Annotated in this window: 20 protein-coding genes; 4 read left to right on the top strand and 16 right to left on the bottom strand. The window is 51.1% G+C overall.

Features of this window, described 5'->3' with window-relative positions:
- Positions 1-20: 20 nt before the first annotated feature.
- Positions 21-983 (top strand): flagellar hook-associated protein FlgL, encoded by a 963-nt coding sequence (gene flgL, locus J5069_RS06955; RefSeq protein ID WP_264643139.1) that lies wholly within the window; start codon positions 21-23, stop codon positions 981-983.
- A gap of 173 nt (positions 984-1,156) precedes the next feature.
- On the opposite strand, the gene fliR is transcribed toward flgL, so the two are convergent.
- The 13 genes from fliR to fliF form a co-directional block, all read right to left on the bottom strand.
- The gene (gene fliR / locus J5069_RS06950) at positions 1,157-1,948 is read right to left on the bottom strand and encodes a flagellar biosynthetic protein FliR (RefSeq protein WP_264643138.1); all 792 of its coding nucleotides are present in this window, start codon (positions 1,946-1,948) and stop codon (positions 1,157-1,159) included.
- Between the two features lie 2 nt (positions 1,949-1,950).
- The gene (fliQ, locus tag J5069_RS06945; protein ID WP_195312453.1) at positions 1,951-2,220 is read right to left on the bottom strand and encodes a flagellar biosynthesis protein FliQ; all 270 of its coding nucleotides are present in this window, start codon (positions 2,218-2,220) and stop codon (positions 1,951-1,953) included.
- 19 nt (positions 2,221-2,239) lie between these two features.
- Positions 2,240-2,980, bottom strand: a complete 741-nt coding sequence (gene fliP, locus J5069_RS06940) for a flagellar type III secretion system pore protein FliP (protein WP_264643758.1) — start codon at positions 2,978-2,980, stop codon at positions 2,240-2,242.
- Between the two features lie 29 nt (positions 2,981-3,009).
- Complete coding sequence (gene fliO, locus J5069_RS06935; RefSeq protein ID WP_264643137.1) at positions 3,010-3,438, bottom strand: flagellar biosynthetic protein FliO; 429 nt, start codon at positions 3,436-3,438, stop codon at positions 3,010-3,012.
- Entirely contained in the window at positions 3,438-3,848 is a 411-nt protein-coding gene (gene fliN / locus J5069_RS06930; RefSeq protein ID WP_264643136.1) for a flagellar motor switch protein FliN, read from the bottom strand. Before fliN ends, fliO begins: the two co-directional genes overlap by 1 nt.
- The gene (gene fliM / locus J5069_RS06925) at positions 3,841-4,854 is read right to left on the bottom strand and encodes a flagellar motor switch protein FliM (protein WP_264643135.1); all 1,014 of its coding nucleotides are present in this window, start codon (positions 4,852-4,854) and stop codon (positions 3,841-3,843) included. Before fliM ends, fliN begins: the two co-directional genes overlap by 8 nt.
- Positions 4,855-4,859: 5 nt before the next feature.
- Complete coding sequence (gene fliL, locus J5069_RS06920) at positions 4,860-5,339, bottom strand: flagellar basal body-associated protein FliL (protein WP_264643134.1); 480 nt, start codon at positions 5,337-5,339, stop codon at positions 4,860-4,862.
- Positions 5,340-5,494: 155 nt separating this feature from the next.
- A complete protein-coding gene (locus tag J5069_RS06915) occupies positions 5,495-6,838 on the bottom strand; it encodes a flagellar hook-length control protein FliK (protein ID WP_264643133.1) in 1,344 nt (447 codons plus the stop codon).
- Positions 6,835-7,281, bottom strand: coding sequence for a flagellar export protein FliJ (gene fliJ, locus J5069_RS06910; protein ID WP_222157430.1), 447 nt, complete (start codon positions 7,279-7,281; stop codon positions 6,835-6,837). The genes J5069_RS06915 and fliJ overlap by 4 nt, the downstream gene beginning before the upstream one ends.
- An 8-nt stretch (positions 7,282-7,289) precedes the next feature.
- Positions 7,290-8,660 (bottom strand): flagellar protein export ATPase FliI, encoded by a 1,371-nt coding sequence (fliI, locus tag J5069_RS06905; RefSeq protein ID WP_264643757.1) that lies wholly within the window; start codon positions 8,658-8,660, stop codon positions 7,290-7,292.
- Positions 8,660-9,373 carry a flagellar assembly protein FliH gene (fliH, locus tag J5069_RS06900; RefSeq protein ID WP_264643132.1) on the bottom strand — a complete coding sequence of 238 codons (714 nt, stop codon included), beginning with the start codon at positions 9,371-9,373 and terminating at the stop codon, positions 8,660-8,662. The genes fliI and fliH overlap by 1 nt, the downstream gene beginning before the upstream one ends.
- Positions 9,366-10,358: a flagellar motor switch protein FliG gene (gene fliG, locus J5069_RS06895; protein ID WP_264643131.1), complete on the bottom strand. Its 993-nt coding sequence runs from the start codon at positions 10,356-10,358 to the stop codon at positions 9,366-9,368. Before fliG ends, fliH begins: the two co-directional genes overlap by 8 nt.
- The gene (gene fliF, locus J5069_RS06890; protein WP_264643130.1) at positions 10,355-12,082 is read right to left on the bottom strand and encodes a flagellar basal-body MS-ring/collar protein FliF; all 1,728 of its coding nucleotides are present in this window, start codon (positions 12,080-12,082) and stop codon (positions 10,355-10,357) included. The genes fliG and fliF overlap by 4 nt, the downstream gene beginning before the upstream one ends.
- A 336-nt stretch (positions 12,083-12,418) precedes the next feature.
- Between fliF and fliE the strand changes: the two genes are divergently transcribed.
- Positions 12,419-12,733, top strand: a complete 315-nt coding sequence (gene fliE / locus J5069_RS06885) for a flagellar hook-basal body complex protein FliE (RefSeq protein ID WP_264643129.1) — start codon at positions 12,419-12,421, stop codon at positions 12,731-12,733.
- 118 nt (positions 12,734-12,851) lie between these two features.
- Here the strand turns inward: fliE and fliT are convergent, their stop codons facing one another.
- The 3 genes from fliT to fliD are packed head-to-tail and all read right to left on the bottom strand — an operon-like array spanning position 12,852 to position 15,071.
- Positions 12,852-13,226 carry a flagella biosynthesis regulatory protein FliT gene (gene fliT, locus J5069_RS06880; protein WP_264643756.1) on the bottom strand — a complete coding sequence of 125 codons (375 nt, stop codon included), beginning with the start codon at positions 13,224-13,226 and terminating at the stop codon, positions 12,852-12,854.
- Positions 13,226-13,639, bottom strand: a complete 414-nt coding sequence (gene fliS / locus J5069_RS06875) for a flagellar export chaperone FliS (protein ID WP_264628968.1) — start codon at positions 13,637-13,639, stop codon at positions 13,226-13,228. The genes fliT and fliS overlap by 1 nt, the downstream gene beginning before the upstream one ends.
- A 25-nt stretch (positions 13,640-13,664) precedes the next feature.
- Positions 13,665-15,071 (bottom strand): flagellar filament capping protein FliD, encoded by a 1,407-nt coding sequence (fliD, locus tag J5069_RS06870; protein ID WP_264643128.1) that lies wholly within the window; start codon positions 15,069-15,071, stop codon positions 13,665-13,667.
- A gap of 501 nt (positions 15,072-15,572) precedes the next feature.
- Between fliD and J5069_RS06865 the strand changes: the two genes are divergently transcribed.
- On the top strand, positions 15,573-16,448 hold the full coding sequence (locus J5069_RS06865) for a flagellin (RefSeq protein ID WP_319801662.1): 876 nt from the start codon (positions 15,573-15,575) through the stop codon (positions 16,446-16,448).
- A 248-nt stretch (positions 16,449-16,696) separates the two neighbouring features.
- The gene (locus tag J5069_RS06860) at positions 16,697-20,188 is read left to right on the top strand and encodes a methyltransferase regulatory domain-containing protein (RefSeq protein WP_264643127.1); all 3,492 of its coding nucleotides are present in this window, start codon (positions 16,697-16,699) and stop codon (positions 20,186-20,188) included.
- Positions 20,189-20,373 lie beyond the last annotated feature (185 nt).

Raw genomic sequence — 20,373 nt, 5'->3', positions numbered from 1 at the left:
AATAAAGAGGAATTTATACCATGCGTTTAAGCACCAGCATGATATATCAGCAGAATATGAACGGTATTCTGAATGGTCAGTCCATTTGGCAAAAGGCCGGTGAGCAGTTGGCCACGGGCACCAAGGTAACTACACCTTCAGACGATCCTATCGCTGCTTCTCAGGCTATCATGATCGGTCAGGCGCAGGCGGAAACGGATCAGTTCACGCTCGCCAGAACGTTCTCTCGTCAGAACATGTCACTGGAGTTGTCGGTGTTGGGAAGTATCGTTGACGCAGTAACGACGGCGTCCTCCGAAGTTATCAGTTCGGGTGGCATAAAAAGTAATGATGACCGTACTACTCAGGCTCAAGCACTCGAAGGTCTCAAAGCGCAGCTGTTGAACATCGCCAATACCACAGATGGCAATGGCAATTACATTTTTGCTGGTTATCAGACCACGACCGCGCCCTACGTGCAGGATCCTACCACCAAAGTCGTGAGTTATGTCGGTGGCTTCACGCCGATTTCACAGCAGGTTGATTCAAATCGTACCATGACGGTGAGTAATGTCGGGCCGGATGTATTCAACAGCGCGACAGGGGATGCAGCAAAAGAACCCGATGGTTCAGTGCAGAAAGATCTGTTTGCCACCCTGGATATCGCCATCAATGCCTTGAGAACCCCTATCGCGGACGGTGATACTGCTGCACAAGAGGCACTTCAGGCTGCATTGGATACGGCAAACCGTGGGCTACGCAACTCACTGAATAACGTCTCCTCCGTTGAGTCAAGCATTGGTATCCAGTCGCAAGAGCTCGATCAGCTTGATGCCATTGGCGCCGATCGCAAAATGGCTAACTCGCAGGCAAAGAGCGCGTTAGTGGATACCGACTGGGTTCCGGCTATTTCCTCCTATATCATGCAGCAGGCCTCTTTACAGGCGGCTTACACCACCTACCAAAATATGCAGGGAATGTCACTGTTCCAAATTAACAGGTAAAAGCAGTGATGCAGCACAGATTTGAATACGCTTAAACCGGGCGTGTTCTTTGGGCATGTCATTTTTTAAATGGCGTGCCATTTTTTGTTTTTGTTCCCTTATCTGCCTGCATTCCCGATCCCCTTAAAACCGAGTCACTGCGCTGGCAATGCCCTAAATCATTGTCGGCGGGTCTATCCGGGGGTTCGTCCCAGTTTGGTCAGCACGTCAGCGAGAACGTTGAAGATTTCACTGAACAGGTGTTCGGTGAAAGGGGCTAACAGGAAAAGCAGCATACCGAGCGTCATGATTCCCACGCTTAATGTCAGTGGAAAACCAATCACAAACACGGTGAGCTGAGGGGCAACGCGGTTTAACAAACCGAGCGAGATATTGAGTGCCAGCAGCAGTGTAATCAGCGGCAGGGCGAGCATCATGCCGTTAATAAATATCATGCTTCCTGCCCGGGCCAGTCCCAGAAAACCATCACCACTGAGCGGTGCAGTACTGATTGGCAAGGTATAAAAGCTGTCGGCAATCAGTGAGATCATCCATAAATGGCCGTTGAATGCCATAAACAGCAACATCGCCAGGATATTGAGAAAGCGTGCCAGTACCTGCATGTTCGGCCCACCGGTGGGGTCAAAAAAGGTGGCAAAGGCCAGCCCCATTTGCATACCGATAAGCTCTCCCGATAACCTGACCGCGGCGAAGGCCAATTGCATGGTGAATCCGAGCGCAGCGCCTATAAGTAACTGTTGAATAATGATCCAGATACCGCCAACAGAAAATATCGGTGTGGTATTGACGGGCAAGTAGGGGGCGACCAGCAGGGTAATCACAACGGCGAGGCAGATCTTCACGCGAGCCGGAACTGCACGCTCATTGAACACCGGGCAGGTGGTGATTAACGCCAGAATGCGTATCAGGGGCAACAGGAACTGATTGACCCAGATCTCCCACTGTGTGCTATCAAGCGTTAGCATGGCTAGCCGATGATCGTTGGCAGTTGGCCGAACAGCGTGCGCATGTAATCCAGCATCAAGCTAAGCATCCAGGGTCCCGCAATCACCAGTGTGAAAAACACCGTCAGAATTTTAGGGATAAAGGACAGCGTCATTTCGTTGATCTGGGTTGCCGCCTGTAACAGACTGATAATCAGGCCGCTAAACAGCGCTGACAGCAGCGGTGGGGCTGCGAGTGCCAGTGCGACCTTCATTGCTTCATAGCCTAAAGCCATTACGGATTCTGGCGTCATCGGGCGACCTTAGTAGGAATTAACTGTAAAAACTTTGCGCGAGTGAACCAAGCAACAATTGCCACCCGTCAACCAGCACGAACAGCATAAGCTTGAACGGCAACGAAATGGTGGCCGGCGGCACCATCATCATACCGAGCGCCATCAGCACACTGGCAACCACCAGGTCGATAATCAAAAAAGGGATAAAAATGGTAAAGCCAATCTGGAAGGCGGTTTTCAATTCACTGGTGACAAACGCAGGAACCAATACGCGCATCGGAACCGCTTCTGGTCCCTGGATCTCGCCCATCTGAGCCAGACGGGTAAACAATGCCAGATCGGATTGCCGGGTCTGGCGCAGCATAAATTCGCGTAAAGGCTGAGCGCCACGCTCAATAGCCGTTTGCATGCTGATCTGATCCTGGCTGAACGGCACGTAGGCCTCATCATAAACACGGTTCAGAACCGGTGACATGATGAAAAAAGTCAGAAATAGCGTCAACCCCAGCAGCACCTGGTTGGGGGGAGCGGTAGGAGTGCCTAATGCGTTACGCAACAAGCCCAGCACGATGATGATGCGCGTAAAGCAGGTCATCATCAGCATGGTCGCCGGAATAAACGTCAATGACGTCAGGAAAACCAGCGTTTGAACCGGTAATGTCCAACTCTGACCGCCGTTGGCAAGAGGTTGGCTGATGATGCCCGGTAACTGTGCCCAGACAGCGGGGGTAAACAGCACCATAACCGCGGCAAGTGCCGGCAGTCCACGCTTTAGCATGGATAACAATGGAACATGAACACGCACTTTCATTCCGATTTTTCCGGACGTTTGATGACTTTATTTAATAATTGCCGGAAATTGGCCGGTAGGGCCATCTCGCCAGCAGGCGCGTCGTCCATTTCTTGAGCGGGCAGGGTGTGCAAGGGCGTAATCTGTTGTGCCGTTACACCCAGTACCAGCCAGGTATCCTCAATTTCGACCACCACAACGCGTTCGCGTTGCCCAACCTGGCAGCTTGAAACTACCTTGACCAGCTTATTTTGTCTGACGGGCGGGGTTAAGCCGAGCTTACGCACCACCCAGGCAATCGCCAGGATGAGTATCAAAACGCCCACCAGCACGGTGCCTACCTGGGTAAGCAACGAACTGGCGGGGAAGGGAGCTGTGGCAACCTGCGTCGTGGCATGAGAGGTCGGTGCCGACGGCGCAGGGGCAAGAGGTTGGGTATCGGCCATTAGCGACTCAAACGACGCATCCGCTCAGAAGGCGTAATAATATCCGTAATACGAACCCCGTATTTATCCGATACCACCACCACTTCACCCTGAGCAATCAGATAGCCGTTGATCAGAATATCCAAGGGCTCACCGGCCAACCCGTCTAACGCCACTACGGAGCCCTGCGTTAAACGCAGCAGCTCTTTAATGGTCATCTTGGTCCGACCGAGCTCAACCGTCAGCTTCACCGGAATATCAAGGATCAGGTCAATATCCTGCAAGCTGCCGAGTGCATCGCTAGGATCCAGGCTTTTGAAGATATTGTCCGTTGCGCTTGGTTTTTCTGCGGCTTGTTGCTCGTTAAACGCATCAGCCCACAGATCGTCCACGGATTCCTTGTCGTCGGACGGTTGCTTGGTGTCACTCATTGGGCTGTTCCTCATTATTTAGAGAATTCAAAATAGGGTTAATCAAATGTTCGACGCGCAAAGCATATTGCCCATTCAGCGTGCCGTATTGGCTGGTCAGTACCGGAACGCCATCGACGTGTGCAATGATGCGATCGGGTTTATCAATAGGCAGTACATCACCCGGCTGAAGTTTCAATACTTTGGAAAGCCGCAGCGGTATATCCACAAAATTGGCCACCAACTCCAATTCAGAATGTTGTACTTGCTTGGCTAACGTTTCGCGCCAATTCTTATCTTCCTGGCGTGAGTTTTCCAATGGCGGATTGGTCAGCACTTCGCGCAACGGTTCAATCATCGAGAAGGGGATACAGATGCTGAACTCACCCAACAACGTACCGATTTCAACATGAAAAGGCGTTGTTATCACAATATCGTTCGGTGATGTGGTGATGTTGGTGAATTTTACCTGCATCTCTGAACGTACATACTCGATGTCGAGTTTGTAGATGGCATTCCAGGCTTCGCCATAGGCATCAAGCGCCAAACGCAGCATGCGCTTTACGATACGCTGCTCGGTGTTGGTGAACTCGCGTCCTTCCACTTTGGTGGGAAAGCGGCCATCACCGCCGAACAGGTTGTCTACCGCAATGAATACCAGGCTGGGTGAAAACACGAACAGCGCCGTACCACGCAACGGTTTCAGGTGGATCAGGTTCAGGTTCGACGGTACAGGCAAGTTGCGCGCGAACTCATGGTAAGGCTGTATTTTAATGGCGCCAACGGTGATGTCCGGGCTACGCCGTAACAGGTTGAATAACCCCATACGGAATTGACGTGCAAAGCGTTCATTGATGATCTCCAACGCTTGCATACGTTCACGAACGACACGTCGCTGCGTATTGGGATCATAAGGTTTGACATCGCCGTCCGATTTCGCGGCGGCGTTGGCACTGCTGGCGTCATCACTACTGCCGCCGTTGAGCAATGCGTCAATTTCTGCTTGAGAGAGAATGCTATCGCCCATAAGGATTACCGCAAAATAAAGGCAGTGAATAACACGTCAGTAACGACCTGATTCGGCTGTCCGGGGACAAGTGGGGGGCTTAGCACCTGCTTGATTTGTTCAATCAGCTTCTGCTTACCCTGCTCATTTGCCAAGGAGATGGCATCCTGACGCGACAACAGCAATAACAAGCGGCTACGCACTTCAGGGAGGTAATTCGTCAAGCGTGTTCTGGTTTCTTCGTCTGACAGACGCAACGTGAAACCGACGTAAAGTACGCGATCGGGGTTATTGTCTGCATTGACTAGATTGACAGTGAACGTGTCCAACGGCATAAACACTGGCGCTGGGGGCGGCGGTGCCACCTGCTGCTCAGAGGAGGGGGACTTGTGGTACAAGATCCACCATGCTACGCCCGCAGCTCCTGTTGCCGCCAGCGCAATGATAATAAGCAGTATCACCCAGATAGATCGCTTACGCCGTGAACCAGCTTGCATGTCAGACATAGCCAAAGAGAATTCCTGTTATTAATCAATATCTAATGCTATTACTTTGCAGCACTAAATGAATATATGATGTTAATGATTATCCTGTCTATTCGTCCATTCAATACAAGGAATAAACCAGAAAAATCGCGCTAACTTGTTCGTTTACCTGATGTTTATGCAAAAATATCGACACCGCTCACTGGTCTCGCGCGGACTGTGCTTGACATTTCAATCTCGCTCACATCATCGCCATAGGGCACAGAGGACGCAAATTGCTGCCGATAAGAGGCACTGTTATCACCGGTATCGTTGTTATTGCCCGCCATTTGCTGCTGGGCTTGTTGCCAACCGCTATTATCACTCGCTACGTTGCTTTGGCCCAGGTTAATACCGCTTTCTGCCATCGCTGCACGCAGATGAGGCAACGCGGCCTCAAGGGCGCTACGCACCTGACTGTTTGCCGATGCTAAGTGAATTTGTGCTTGATTATCATCCAGACGCAACGAGATATGCAACGTGCCCAGTTCTTCAGGGTGCAGTCGCAATTGTACACTTTGCTGTCCGTTACGGCTCAGCATGATGATTTGCTGACCGAGAGAATCCTGCCACTGCGTGGTGCCCAGTTGGGCATTTAACTGGGCGCTGGCACCCGGTTGTGCAATGTTGTTGGTTATTGACGTCTGCGCATTGGGGGCCAGACTCACCGAAGCCGTGTGCGCGGTCAGCGGCAGTTGGTTGCCGCTGATATCTTGTTTGGTCACATCGGCGATGGTGTGTGCAACGACTGCCGATTTATCCTGCACGGCGGTGCTGTCATCAACCTGCGCTTGGGCACGAGACGGATCGTTCGCTGTCGATCGACTGTTCTTGGCGTTGGATATCGCTGTTGCCAGCGTATCACTTGCGCTGGTGACCGCGTCGCGCGGGGCGAGCGAACTGAACAATGATGCGGATGCTGACGCTGTTGCGCTGTCTTGGGTGTTCTGCTGAGCCGTATTATTCAGGCCAGGTATCGATAGTGACTGTGCAGCCTGAAGCAACGATGACATGTCGCTGCTTTGTGGCGTAGCGGGGGTTACCACCGGCGCTAACATCGCCATTAACGCTTGTACCGCTTGCGTATCGGTTGATGGTAGTTCATCGCTACTCTTCTCAAGGGTCGCCTCTTTGCCTTGAGCAAAAGACTTACGTAATGACGTCACCAGCTCTGACAGCGTTTTGTCATCCAGATTATCTTGCCCATTGACGGCTTTGAGCAGCGTATTCAGATCCTGCTGGCTTAAATCAATATCTTGTGCTGACAACGCATCCAACAGCTTTTGCTTACTGTCTTTCCCGCTCAGCGCCGACGTATTGTCAGTCGGTACGGCAGTGACGGCAGCTTTTTTCGGCAGGTGCAAAGACAACAGTTGAACGAAATCCTGAGGCAGTTCATCCGTAGTAAGCAACCCCGAAGCCGATCCTGCGGTGTCACTAACGCCGGTGCTTGCTGTTGTGGTAACGATTGGCAGCATCATAAATCTGTTTTCCTCAGAGAGGCCCGTTGGGCAAATTCATCCATCCGTTTTTGATCGAGGCGGTTCTCGTGCGCGAGCTGCCTGATATCTTCTCTTTCTTGTAGCGTCTCAAACGCATTGAGGCGCTTTTGTTTTTCTTGCCAGGTTTTCATCGCCAGATCCAGGCGTGAATTCCAGTGTTGCAATTGTTTCTGATGCTGATCAATAGCGACGTCCAGCGTTTGAATAAATTGCTGGAAATTCTGCCAACTGGTGTTGGCCATGCCCTCTGACATCGTCACTTGTAACCTGCCGCGATAATCTTCCTGATAGTTTAACAGCATATTCAGTTGTTGTTCAGCTTGTTGATAGGCTTTACGCACTTGCCCCAACTGGGTCGCTGCTTTTTCGACCTCTTTTTGGGCCAGTTCACGTAATGTAACCAGCGGTGACTGCGTTTTCATCTGTCCTCCTACTCGTTACGGGGAAAAATGACGTGTAAAGCCTGACAAGAGGCTTCATAACCACTGCGTTCAAACATGCCCTGCTGCAAAAAATCCTGAAGCTGTGGGTAGAGGCGAATGGCCTGGTCAAGCGTCGGATCGCTGCCCGGCGCGTAAGCCCCCACATTGATCAAGTCCCGGTTACGTTGGTAACTGGAGAGTAACTGCTTAAACAACCTGACCGTGGCGTAGTGCTTATCATCAATAAGCGCGGTCATGGCGCGACTGATTGAGGCTTCGATATCAATCGCAGGGTAGTGACCGGATTCGGCCAACTGCCGCGACAGGACAATATGTCCATCCAGAATAGCACGCGCCGAGTCGGCAATCGGGTCCTGCTGGTCGTCACCCTCAGTCAGCACCGTATAGAACGCGGTGATCGAGCCGCCACCGTGAATGCCATTGCCTGCGCGTTCGACCAGTGCAGGGAGTTTGGCGAACACCGAAGGCGGATAGCCTTTGGTAGCCGGTGGCTCACCGATGGCCAATGCAATTTCACGCTGCGCCATGGCATAACGCGTCAGCGAATCCATGATCAGCAACACGTGCAGACCGCGGTCGCGAAAATCTTCAGCAATGCGTGTCGCATAAGCGGCACCCTGCATACGCAGCAGGGGCGAAACGTCAGCAGGTGCGGCGATCACCACTGAACGGGCGCGGCCTTCGTCACCCAAAATGTTTTCAATAAAATCTTTCACTTCACGACCGCGTTCGCCGATTAACCCGACGACGATCACATCTGCTTTGGTATAGCGCGCCATCATACCCAGCAGCACACTTTTACCCACACCGGAGCCGGCAAACAAGCCCATACGTTGGCCGCGGCCAACGGTCAACAACGCGTTGATAGCGCGCACCCCCACATCCAGCACATCTTCAATCGGTGTACGCTGTAGCGGGTTAAAAGGCGCAGTCATCAGCGGCGCGCGATAGCCGGTATCCGGAGGCGGTAAGCCATCAAGCGGCTTAGCGCTGCCATCCAGCACGCGGCCAAGCAGTTCTGGCCCTAAAGGCAATTGTTTCCCTTGTACCACGCCCTGAGTAGCTGCACGGGCATAGACACGCGCACCCGGTGTGATGCCTTCCATCTCTTCCAGTGGCATCAGGAACAGGCTTTGACCATTAAAGCCAACCACCTCGCACTCAACTTCATCCGTCTTGGCGCCCATATGGCGTTCAATCAGGCAGGTGGCACCCAAGGGCATTTGCAGCCCGGTGGCTTCCAGTACCAGCCCGGTCGCACGCTTTAACCGCCCGTAACGACGCACGGACGGTGTCTCTTTGATGCGCTTTTCGAAAGCGTCCAATTCGGCAAACCAACGTGCGAGGTGATGGGTCATCATAACTCTCCCGGCGCAGCCAAACGGCATAGCTCATGCCAGCGCGTGGCGAGGCTGGCATCAAGGTCGCCTTCCTCTGCGCTCACCTTGCATCCGCCAGGATGCAGTTGACCGTCGGCCAACAACCGCCAGCCGTGCTGCTCCAGCGTCGGGCCCAGCGCCGCCTCGATACGCTCGAGATCGCCGGGGTTGACTCGTAATTGCGCTTTGCCACTAAACAGCGGCTCTTGCTGGATCAACTGTTGAATCTGATGTTGCAGTGCTGTGGCATCGCACAGCGGTGCCTGACCAATAACCTGTTTCGCGACGGTCAGGGCTAATTGCGTCAAACGCGCTGGAATAGCCGTGTCCATGGCATCCAATGTCTGCTGGAACCCACTCACCATCTGCTGCATGCGCTCAATCATCGGTTGCTGTTGCTGCAAGGCATCTTGGGTACCTTGCTGCGTACCGGCGGTTAACCCTTCCTGATACCCTGCGTCATAGCCTTGTTGGCGTCCTTCGGCAAAACCCGCTTCACGTGCCTGTCGCATGGTCTGTTCACGCATGCTTTCCAGTTCCGCCTCAAACGAGCGGAATTGGTCTACCGACTCTGATGCCACCTCTTCCGGTTCAACGGCGTTGATTTCCGGTTCGGGCTCAACATCAAAGGGGGAGGCCAGGTCTTTTAGCTTCCAGGGCTTCCAGGCCATGTTGTCAGCGGCATTAGACATAAGCATCCTCGCCGCCACCGATGATCATCTCGCCGCTGTCGGCCAGACGACGCACAATAAGCAGGATGGCTTTCTGTTCGTTTTCCACTTGAGACATGCGAACCGGGCCGCGCGTCGAAAGGTCGTCGCGCAGAATTTCTGCCGCACGCTGCGACATATTGCGCAGGAACTTCTCGCGCAATGGCTCGTCGGAGCCTTTCAGTGCCAACAGCAGCGATTCCGACTCCACTTCCTGCAACAGACGCTGGATGCTGCGATCGTCGACATCGATAAGGTTTTCGAACAGGAACATTTCGTCGATAATTTTTTGTGCCAGTTCGCCATCGAACTCGCGCACCGCATCGATAACCGCCTCTTCCTGCTGACTCTTCATCAGGTTGATAATCTCGGCCGCAGTACGAACACCGCCCATTTTGCTGCGTTTCACGTTCTGACCATCCAGCAAGCCATTCAACACTTCGGTCAGTTCTGCCAACGCCGAAGGCTGAACGCCGCCGAAGGTGGCGATACGCAGCATGACATCGTTACGCAGTCGCTCATCGAACAGCGCCAGAATATCGGCAGCCTGCGCCCGTTTTAAATGCACCAGGATGGTTGCGATGATCTGCGGGTGCTCGTCGCGGATGACATCTGCGGCAGTTTGCGGCTCCATAAAGTTGAGGGTTTCGATGCCGCCGCTGGTTTCGCGGCTTTCAAGAATATCCTCCAACAGGCTGGATGCGCGCTCTTCGCCGAGTGCTTTCACCAGTACCGAGCGCAGATAATCACCGGCATTGACGCTCAGCGCGGCGTATTGATCTGCTTCAATTTCGAACTCTTTGAGTACTTCCGCCAATTGTTGCGGTGAGACTTGGCGCAAATTCGCCATTGCCGTACTTAAATGCTGCACTTCACGCGTGGAGAGGTGGGTAAATACCTCTGCCGCGCGATCTTCGCCCACGGTCATCAACAAGATGGCGCTCTTTTCTGTGCCTGTCATACTCATAGTTCAGTACTCATCCATTGGCGAATCACCAGGGCGACGACGCGCGGATCGTTTTCTGCCAGATCGCGAACACGCTGGCTTTGCAGCTCGGTGTTGATGCGTTGTTGTGAGCGACGTTGCAGTTCTTCTTCGTCTTTACTCAACTTGACCACAACATCGTTGTTGGCATTACGCATTTGCGTGGCAACCTGAGCGGCGGCCTGCTGTTCTTCCCGTTTCTTGATTTGCGGTCTGACCAGCTTGCGCCACAGGATCCATGCCACCAGCAGCACCAGCAGCCAACGACCGACTTCAATCATCAACTCAAAGAAGGCTTGCTTCTGCCAGAAGGGCAGTTCGCTGGCCGTATCGTTGGTGGACATGAACGGTGTGTTGACCACGTTTAACGAGTCACCACGATCGGTTGAAAAGCCCATGGCTTCGCGCGCGACGGTGTCAATTTGCTTGATCTGATCGTCTGATAACGCAATAGGTTTGCCGTCTTCGCCAGGCGGCAGATAGTTGACAATCACGGCAACGGAGAGGCGTTTTACACCACCGGTACTGTGTTTGGTATGCAGGATCGTCTTGTCAACCTCGTAGTTTGTGGTTGCATCATTACGTGAGTTCGACGTTTGCACTACCGCATTCCCCTGTGTGCCAGCCGCATTGTTTTGCTGATTGGCCTGAGGGTTTTGGTTGGCGTTCTGATTCTGGTTTGCGTTATTGGCATTCGCGGCGTTGTTTGCCGGTGTGGTAATCGGTGCCGTGGGTGCCGGAGCAGGCTGGTTAGAGAGGGCTCCCGGTACGCCGCCGACGTTAGGGCCGCCACGTTGCTCGCTCTGACTGGTTTGTTGCGAACGAACGGCAGCCTGGTTTGGCGCGGAGTTGGGTTGATACTGCTCGTCGGTCTGCTCACGCGCTGAAAAATCGATTTGTGCGGTGACTTGCGCATGCACGTTACCACCGCCGACGATCGGGGCGATAATGGCCTCAATGCGCCGCTGGTACATGGACTCAATTTCAGTCACGTATTTCAGCTGTGTGGCATTGACATCGCGCCCAGCGGCACCGGCGGAGGTCAGCAGGCGGCCCATCTGGTCTACCACCGTGACGTTATCTGGCGGTAAACCGGATACGCTGCTGGAGATCATGTAGACGATGGAGTTGATTTGTCCCTCATCCAGGGCGCGACCCGGTTGCAAACTCAGGGTAACGGAGGCAGAGGGCGCTTTCTGTTCCCGAACAAACAACGAAGGTTTGGGAATGGCCAGATGCACCCGCGCAGTTTGTACCGGTCCGAGGGTTTCTATCGTGCGTGACAGTTCACCTTCCAGCGCGCGCTGATAGTTGATCTGTTCGCTGAACTGGCTGATACCAAATTTTTCCTGATCCAGCAATTCGAAACCCACCGCGCCACCTTTGGGCAAGCCTAATTGCGCCAAACGTAAACGGGTTTCATACACGTTTGTCGCGGGGATCAGTATCGCACTGCCGCCTTCGGCAAATCGGTAGGGAATGTTCATTTTTGTCAGTTCACTGACAATGGCTCCACCGTCACGATCGGTGACGTTATTGTAGAGCACCCGGTAATCAGGCCCTTTGGCCCATAACACCATAGCAACGACGATGGCAACCGCAGCTGCCGCAGCAATGAGCAGGGGAATTTTAGGATTGGCGCGCAAGCGGTTGAGTATCTCGCCAAACCCTTTCCCACCGGACGCAAAACCGGTTGTGGCGTTCATACTCGTTCTCTGCTTGGTTGTTGAGCGATAAAATTAACGTTGGTACGTAACAAAACAGCACTCCCTGATTGCGCAATCGTTAAGACATGCACCTACTTTTGTCGGCATAGTATTATTTTCCGTAACGGTAAAAACGATGCTCCGATAACGTGGCATTTTCCCCGTCTTTTACGCCTTTTAGGATAAGGCTGATATGGTAGCTTAGTGCACTGTGTTAATCGGGTGATTTTTGTGCGATGGGTGAAGTGAGCCCTCGCGTGATCGTTTACGGTGTCTTACGTGCGCGTAGCGTCTTGAGCATGTAGTAGTGATGCCGTCGGAAAAAGGTGAGCAATAATGTCAGTTCAAGGTATTGAGAGCGTCGTGCAGCAATTGCAAGCTACCGCGTTACAGGCGGGAAATTCGCCTGTCGTGAAACCGACTATCGAGCCCGGTTTTGCCAGCGAACTAAAATCTGCATTGGATAACATCAGTGGCACGCAGCAAGCCGCGCGTGAGCAAGCGCAGAAATTCACTTTGGGTACGCCGGGTGTCGCGTTGAATGATGTGATGGTGGATTTGCAGAAATCTTCAATCAATATGCAAATGGGTATCCAGGTGCGCAATAAACTGGTTGCGGCGTATCAGGAAATGATGAGTATGTCGGTGTAAACCGTCAGGAAATAGTATTCTTGATTCTGGCAAAAGGCCCTCAAGCGATGACTCGCGTCGAGGGCCTTTTTAACATTGAGGGGCAGAACAATTCACAGCAAACGGGTGGCAAACAGCATTATTCGTTGTTGTGGTTTACATGCCCGGGGATAATCCCTTGCGGTGAAAATTCACCGTAGGCAGCGTTAACGCTATGCTGCTTTAATGATGTTTGCATCAGAGCACTGAGCTCATCCATCCGCTTTTGCAGCAACGCCTTTATTTGAGCTTCACTTTCAACAATTTCCCGCAAAATTTTGCGGAACTGCAACTGAATAACGCTATCAAGATTTTCTGGAATTGGCGTTTTACTCAGGTGTTCTACCGTCTGGATGTAGATGATTTCTTGTTCCACCACCTCATCCCATAAGCCATTCGTTGCCAAAGCAAGAATGCTCCGGCTAAGTTGCTGTAATTGCTGATACTCACTAAGTAATTGCTGTAGCGATGTCATCATGCAACTCCACTGCTAACAGCCTGTTGCTGAGGGTTTATTTGTCGCCAGGCATCCGCGATATTTGCCAATAGCGTATTCACTTCGTCAATAACCTGGACGTCATTGTGCAAATTAGCGATGGTCAACCGCTGCGTCATGTAATCATACAAGGCTGAGAGATTTTCCGCTAACTCGCCTCCCTTTTCCATGTCCAGTCCCGCTTTGAGACCGTTGTTGATAATGTCAATGGCTTTAGATAACGCATTGCCCTTGCCTGCAATGTCTCCCTGATTCATGAGGATTTTTGCTCGCGCTAGTGCGCTGTGCGCCCCATCAAAAAGCAACGTAATGAGTTGATGCGGACTGGCACTCATTACACTACTTTCGAGGCCTACATTCGCGTAGGCCTGACTACCTGTTCTGCTGTACATCAATAGGCCTCTCAGGTCACCTGTCTTAGCTGCTCAGTTGGGCTAATTGGGTGGTCAAATAATCACTGGTACTGTTCATTTGCGACACCAGTTTATCCAACTGGGTAAATTGTGCTTTAAGCCGTGTGATGTTGTCATCGATGCTTTGTTGAGTACGCTCATACGTTTGTTTAAGCGTTTTTATCGTTGAGGCAATCCCGTCTTTGGCGATTTTGATCGTACCGTCGGTGGAATTCAGGACGCCATCAAGATAACTGCCAACTTGCGTGGCGAAACCCGTATTTTTTCCATCACCAACAAAGAAGTCCTCTACGGCTGTAGGGTTATCTTTGAGTGCAGCCTGCAACTTGGTTGAATCAATTTCCAGCATACCGGTTGATGCGTTCTGTTTTACACCCAATTGCGACATGTTGGCGATGCTTCCCGACTGAGCACTCGAGAGTTGCATTTTCAATTGAGTCTGGATCCCACGCACCGTACTGTTACCCAGCAAGACGCCATTGCTGGTATTTTGCGCAGAGGCGCCCACTTCGGCCACGGTATATTTGGTCAACGTACCAATGGTGGTTTGCAGTGAGTTGTAGGCATCAACCCAGTTCTTCACTGCCGCTTCCATCGGCGCCGTATCGGTATCAATCGACAGCGTTTCTGGTTTTCCTGCGGTGTTTTCCGCTTTCAGCGTCAGTGTGACACCGTCAATGGCATCGGCAACGGTGTTGCTCTGGCGTGTAACCGTTACGGAACCATTCAGTTTAATCACCGAGTTCTCAGCAGCAACTTGCTCAGACATGTTGCCAGTAACGCCGCTGGTGTAACCGATTTTTCCCTTGAGGGTATCATCACCGGTCACATTGATGGTCATCTTTCCATCGGTACCGGTCGATTTGGAGGTGATAGCCAAATAATAGGAATCATCATCTGCTTTAATAATGCTGGCACCGACGTTGCCGTTGGCTTTATTGATTGCATCACGGATGCCTTCCAACGTCGTTTGACCGTCGGTTAGGTTGATTTCCAACGGTTTTTCCTGACCCGGCTGGCTGATAGTCAGCGTGCGCGTGCCGCCTGTTGTTGCCCCTAACTGTGTTTTATTACTGTCAAATTCGCCTGACAACAGGGAGTGGGCCGTGGCAAGGTTTTGTACTTCAACCTGATAAGAACCCGATACCGCACCGTTGGCCGTGGTGGCCGCAAAGGCCGTATTGGTGCTGGTTACGGTAGTTTGGTTGATGGTCTTCGCTTTAGCTAACGCATCATTAGCGGTATCTAACTTGGTAACTGCCGCACTCAGCGTATCGAAAGCTTTGCTGCGATTGTCATATAAGGTTTGTTGAGTCTTGATCGGGTTTATCCGGGTCTGCTCAAGTTCGGTCAATTGCTGGAGAATGCTACTGAGTCCACTTGTTGAACCCGTAAAGCTGATGCTTGCCATGATCAATCCTTAATGTTGTGACCAGTATTTCGTGGTTATCGGCGGCTTGAAGAAGAAGTTTAGCATTGTTTGTTACTATCCCAAGCGCGTTCTTCTTATTGGCTATTTGCCTTTCTCTATGATACCTACACCGTGCGTTCGACGCGGTAACGCGTAAAGACCTACGCCAATAGACGACTGCTGCTTTCGAACCGTTATCATTATTATGTCCGAAAACGGCTCTCACGTCGTTAACCACACGCATGACAACCCCGCTATTTAACGGTGGTTCTGTAATCGTCGAAGTGGGATTTTTTAGTGGGTTTTATTTAATTCGTTGAATATTAAGTGGTTTGTTGTTGTTTCAATGCATGGGATAAGAATAAAAACGGTTTGCTTGAAGAATTTTTCAAAAAAAATTAAAGCTTCTTTGGCATAGGCCGATACAAGGGTTACGGTGATAAAAGCCGTGGGCGATAGCCCAATCCCTAACCCGACCTGAATTGGAAAAGGAATACAATTATGGCAGTCATCAATACTAACAGCTTGTCGCTGTTGGCTCAAAACAATCTGAACAAATCTCAGTCAGCTCTGGGGACGGCTATCGAACGTCTGTCTTCTGGCTCTCGTATCAACAGCGCAAAAGACGACGCTGCTGGTCAGGCGATTGCTAACCGTTTCACCGCTAACATTCGCGGCATGACTCAGGCTGCACGTAACGCTAACGACGGTATCTCTCTGGCTCAGACTGCTGAAGGCTCTCTGAACGAAATCAACAACAACTTGCAGCGTGTTCGTGAACTGGCTAACCAGGCGAAAAACGGTACTTACTCTGCTTCTGATATCGACTCCATGCAGTCTGAAATCAACGAACGTGTTGCTGAAATCAACCGTGTTGCTGACCAGAGCCAATTCAACGGCATCAAAATCCTGGCTAACACCAACACTGATACCACCATCAGCATCCAGGTTGGTGCAAACGATGGCGAAACCATCGGTATCTCTCTGACTTCCAACCAAGGCTGGAACAAACATACTGCATCCTTGACTCAAGGTGTAACTGGTGGTCAGGTTACCGCGACTACCGATCGTAAAGTTAGCGTTGATGGCTTTGACGTTCTGTCCAGCACCGTGCTGGCTGACGTTGATGCTGCACTGAAAGCAGTTGATACTCAGCGTAGCTCCCTGGGTGCGATTCAGAACCGTTTTGAATCTACCGTTGCTAACCTGAACAACACCATCACCAACCTGACGTCTGCACGTAGCCGTATTGAGGATGCTGATGTGGCGACCGAAGTGTCCAACATGAGCAAGAACCAAATCCTGCAACAGGCTGGTACTTCTGTATTGGCACAGGCAAACCAGGTTCCGCAGACCGTTCTGTCCCTGCTGCGTTAATGGTCAAATTATCGCTAATCGCCTTTGGGTGATTGGACATATAAAGCCAACCGTAAGGTTGGCTTTTTTTTGTGCGTTGCGTACCGTTAACCCGCCTGCTCTCTACCCGTGCACTGCTCCTATTTCCCATCACGAGTAATACTCAGCCCTGAATTAAGCCCGCTTCTGTGCGGTGTTCAGGAGATTGCAAGCGTGATGGGAAGAATAAACTAGGATAAATTATTTACTCTTGGTAAAGGATTTTTGTTTTGGCCACGTTAGATACCCGCACTGTCGATGCACCTCACACTATTAACGCGAAAAATACGCCCAGCGAAGATGATCCTTTTCAGATGATTAACCCTGAGGTGTCTGCGAGTCATATTCGGGCCGCTTCACACCTGTATGGTATTTTCAGTCCAAGAGTGGAAACGGCTCGGGTGTTAGAGCTGGGATGCGGCACCGGAGGTAACTTACTGTCTTTTGCTGCGGCTTATCCGCAGGGCAGTGCGATTGGTGTCGATCTTGATGACGCCGCTGTTTCTTCTGGAAATCAGTTGGTTCAGTCATTAGGCCTGACGAATGTGCAGCTCGCTACCGCCAGCCTTGATGAGTTACTCAGCAGTGAATTGGGTATGTTTGATTATGTGATCATTCATGGCCCTTTCAGCGCAGTAAATGAGAGTATTCGCAGCGCGTTGTTGGAGTGGGCAAAACGTCATTTGAGTGAGCGTGGCGTTATCGCAATGGCATGGAACGCTTATCCAGGATGGAAAGCGGCGGAAGTGCTGCGCGATGCCTTTCAGCTTCATGGTAGCCAGGCGCAAAGTCAGGACGAAAAAGTGGCGAGCGCCCGAGCGATGTTAACGTATTTATCCCTCGGCAGCGCAGATCGGAATCCGCTCAAGGGGGCACTGCATCCCTTAATCGAGCAGGCGGAAACACAGACTGACCTGATGCTCTCTCTTCGCTATTTGGAGGGAATCAATGAACCTTGCTATCTGGTTGACTTTCATGCGATGGCCGCTCAGAACGGTTTAACTTTTGTTGGTGATGTCCTGCCACAGAGAGAATTGGCTGAACATTATGGTGGCGAAGTAGCAAAATTAACCGACACGGTTTCTCCTGGGCACAACAAGATACTGCGACAACAATATCTCGATTTTGCCGTGGGGCGTAGCGAGCGTTTCAGCCTGCTAGTGCCAGACAGTCGGGCGAATGAGATTCTTCCTGAGCCAGCGTTGAGCCGCTTAAAGGATTTTCATTGGGGCGGCAACTTTGAGCGTGTGGTTACGGATACGGGGACAGTGACTAACACTTACCTTTCAGGACAAGGGGTGACGATTGGCGTAAACCACGATCTGACCTTGCACCTGATGGACGTGATATGTGATGCTTGGCCGCATAGCGTCAGCTTCGAACAACTGGTGTTTAATACGCGTGCTCCTGAACGGCAAGGTGAGGACGAACAGCACCGACAGGATGTATTGGCTGCGTTGAAAATCCTGTATACCCGGGGTATTTCTGAGCTGAACTATAGTCTTCAAGAGTCTCGCTATAATCTTTGTCCTGCATCGACAGTGAGATTGTTACCGGAGTTAGCGACCTTATGGCACAAATGGAACGGTGCAGCCCAAGCTATTACCGGTTTTAATTTTTGGCATGAAAAGATAAAAATAGCCGTAGAACCCTCAGAAATAGCGTATTTACAGCTCCTGTTAGAGCAGAAAGACGTGCCGCTACACGCCGAGTGCTATCAGTTCCTGGAACGGTTACGTAGGGCAGGTGCTCTGTGGGGAAATCCAAATGCATGGCAACACTATTTTCAGCAATTGCTCCAGGTTTTCTCATCTACCAGTGAGCGTTACCTGGGTTCACTGATTATTTATGCCAGTGAAACCAGCGTGGGTGGATATAAGAAAACGTCGCGTCATCAAGGCAAAAGCAAGCGTAGCAAGGATGTGATGGCAGCACCGACGCCAGACAAAAAGATCTATCAACGTATTATCGATTTTATCGACAATAATGATTTTTCTGAAGCGCGTCAGGCCGCCCAAACGTTGGTGGGCAAAATGCCTGACAACCTTCATTATCAGCATTTGCTAGCGCAAACGTATCTAAAGACCAACGCTTTTGATGAATCATTAGCCGCTTTGATGAAAACGCTTTCGCTGCATGCGACCAGTTGGTCAGTGTATCTTGATGCAGCGCATGTCTTTTGGCACACCGATAAAAACTACTATGCCGGGCGTTTGGCAAGGAAAATTTTACGTTGCGATCCGAGCAATGTCGCAACCTGGAATTTGCTGGGGGCGTTATATAAAGAGAGCAATAACCCAATTCAGGCTGAAGCCTGTCTGCGTAAAGCGGAACAGTATTCTCACGACGATGCCAATATTCTGAGTAACTTAGCCAGTCTGCTGAGTAATCAAGGGCGCATGGCTGAGGCCGTTGAGTGCTTTCGTCGTATGCGTACCCTTGCTCCTGATAATTATATTTTGCATAGTAACTACTTGTTTAGTCTGTCTCACGATGTGCAAATTTCTCCAGAGGCATTGTTCGCCGAACACTGTGAATTCGGTGATATGGTTGAGAAGCGAGCGCAACAGTATCAACGTAACTTTTCGTATTCAGGGCTTCGTGATCCTGAGCGTAAATTGCGTATTGGATTTGTTTCAGGCGATCTCTGCCGACACCCTGTCAGTAATTTTTTGAGTCCTTTTTGGGAATCGCTCAATACCGATCTTTATTCCATCCATGCTTTTTCAACGTCGCATCAATACGACGATATGTCCCGTAAATTGCAAAAGTCGACGCAAGGGTGGCATGCCGTTTATGACAAGAGCGATGTGGAACTGGCTGCGTTGATCAACCAGGAACAAATCGATATTTTATTCGACCTCTCAGGTCATACAGGCTTTAACCGCTTACCGATGTTTGCGTTTAAACCCGCGCCGATTCAGATCAGCTGGATTGGTTATCCGGGCACCACCGGCATGCGGGCGATGGATTATTTCCTTATCTTGAATTTGCAACCGCTTCCTGAGAGTTTTGATCGACAGTTTACCGAAAAGACGCTCTATGTGCGCAGTACTCAACAGTTCAAACCGACCGAAAATAGTCCTGATGTGAATGAGTTACCGGCGATTAAACGTGGCCAGTTCACTTTTGGCAGTATGAACCGCATGCAGAAATTGAATGACTATATATTTGAGGCCTGGGCGGCAGTATTGAAAGCGGTACCCAATAGCAGAATTATCATTGGTGCGTTAGCTGGGCAGAAAAATATTGATATTATCCGTGCCAAGCTTGAAGCGTTGGGAGTGGAACCCAAACAGTTACTTTTCCTTGAAAAAATGGGAATGCACGAATATCTGGCTGCGCACCATGAAATCGATCTGCTTCTGGATACCTATCCCTACACTGGTGGAACAACCACTAACCATGCGCTGTGGATGGGCGTACCGACCTTGACGATCTCAGGGGAAACCCTTCCAACACAACAAGGCGTTGCGGCTTTGCAATGGCTGGGGTTGAATGGTTTTGTTGCCACCTCAAAAGCGGATTATGTCACCAAGGCTGTCGCATGGTCTACCCGCCTTGATGAACTTAACCAATACCGACAAGAAATGCGTTCCAAATTTGAACGACCCAAGCCTGACGGCATTACGCCAGCAACCCATTTTGAGGAAATGTTGCGTGCAGTGTGGCAAGACTATTGCGAAAATACGCCAGCTCAAAGCCGTACGTTTGGTTATTGATGTTGTCTAAACATTTTCAGTCGGCACATTAGGCAGCCTACAGTGCTGCCTTGCTGATACACAACTGTGTGGGCCTGAACGTGGTATTCACGTTGTACCGGTAGCCTTTGGCTTGGCATGTACAACGGTAGTTCTATATGATTAGGTAAAATGAATACCTCGCGTGTGGTTGCACCCGTAATATT

The sequence above is a fragment of the Candidatus Symbiopectobacterium sp. NZEC127 genome (assembly GCF_025962675.1).
Lineage (GTDB): Bacteria > Pseudomonadota > Gammaproteobacteria > Enterobacterales > Enterobacteriaceae > Symbiopectobacterium.
Note: the sequence above shows the minus strand (reverse complement) of the source record. Positions and strands in the feature narration are given on the sequence as shown.

Bases quoted from the DNA above. Each gene is read 5' to 3' on its own strand.
- flgL (WP_264643139.1), top strand. From the start codon at position 21: ATGCGTTTAAGCACCAGCATGATATATCAGCAGAATATGAACGGTATT.
- fliR (WP_264643138.1), bottom strand. From the start codon at position 1,948: ATGCTAACGCTTGATAGCACACAGTGGGAGATCTGGGTCAATCAGTTC.
- fliQ (WP_195312453.1), bottom strand. From the start codon at position 2,220: ATGACGCCAGAATCCGTAATGGCTTTAGGCTATGAAGCAATGAAGGTC.
- fliP (WP_264643758.1), bottom strand. From the start codon at position 2,980: ATGCTAAAGCGTGGACTGCCGGCACTTGCCGCGGTTATGGTGCTGTTT.
- fliO (WP_264643137.1), bottom strand. From the start codon at position 3,438: ATGGCCGATACCCAACCTCTTGCCCCTGCGCCGTCGGCACCGACCTCT.
- fliN (WP_264643136.1), bottom strand. From the start codon at position 3,848: ATGAGTGACACCAAGCAACCGTCCGACGACAAGGAATCCGTGGACGAT.
- fliM (WP_264643135.1), bottom strand. From the start codon at position 4,854: ATGGGCGATAGCATTCTCTCTCAAGCAGAAATTGACGCATTGCTCAAC.
- fliL (WP_264643134.1), bottom strand. From the start codon at position 5,339: ATGTCTGACATGCAAGCTGGTTCACGGCGTAAGCGATCTATCTGGGTG.
- J5069_RS06915 (WP_264643133.1), bottom strand. From the start codon at position 6,838: ATGATGCTGCCAATCGTTACCACAACAGCAAGCACCGGCGTTAGTGAC.
- fliJ (WP_222157430.1), bottom strand. From the start codon at position 7,281: ATGAAAACGCAGTCACCGCTGGTTACATTACGTGAACTGGCCCAAAAA.
- fliI (WP_264643757.1), bottom strand. From the start codon at position 8,660: ATGACCCATCACCTCGCACGTTGGTTTGCCGAATTGGACGCTTTCGAA.
- fliH (WP_264643132.1), bottom strand. From the start codon at position 9,373: ATGTCTAATGCCGCTGACAACATGGCCTGGAAGCCCTGGAAGCTAAAA.
- fliG (WP_264643131.1), bottom strand. From the start codon at position 10,358: ATGAGTATGACAGGCACAGAAAAGAGCGCCATCTTGTTGATGACCGTG.
- fliF (WP_264643130.1), bottom strand. From the start codon at position 12,082: ATGAACGCCACAACCGGTTTTGCGTCCGGTGGGAAAGGGTTTGGCGAG.
- fliE (WP_264643129.1), top strand. From the start codon at position 12,419: ATGTCAGTTCAAGGTATTGAGAGCGTCGTGCAGCAATTGCAAGCTACC.
- fliT (WP_264643756.1), bottom strand. From the start codon at position 13,226: ATGACATCGCTACAGCAATTACTTAGTGAGTATCAGCAATTACAGCAA.
- fliS (WP_264628968.1), bottom strand. From the start codon at position 13,639: ATGTACAGCAGAACAGGTAGTCAGGCCTACGCGAATGTAGGCCTCGAA.
- fliD (WP_264643128.1), bottom strand. From the start codon at position 15,071: ATGGCAAGCATCAGCTTTACGGGTTCAACAAGTGGACTCAGTAGCATT.
- J5069_RS06865 (WP_319801662.1), top strand. From the start codon at position 15,573: ATGGCAGTCATCAATACTAACAGCTTGTCGCTGTTGGCTCAAAACAAT.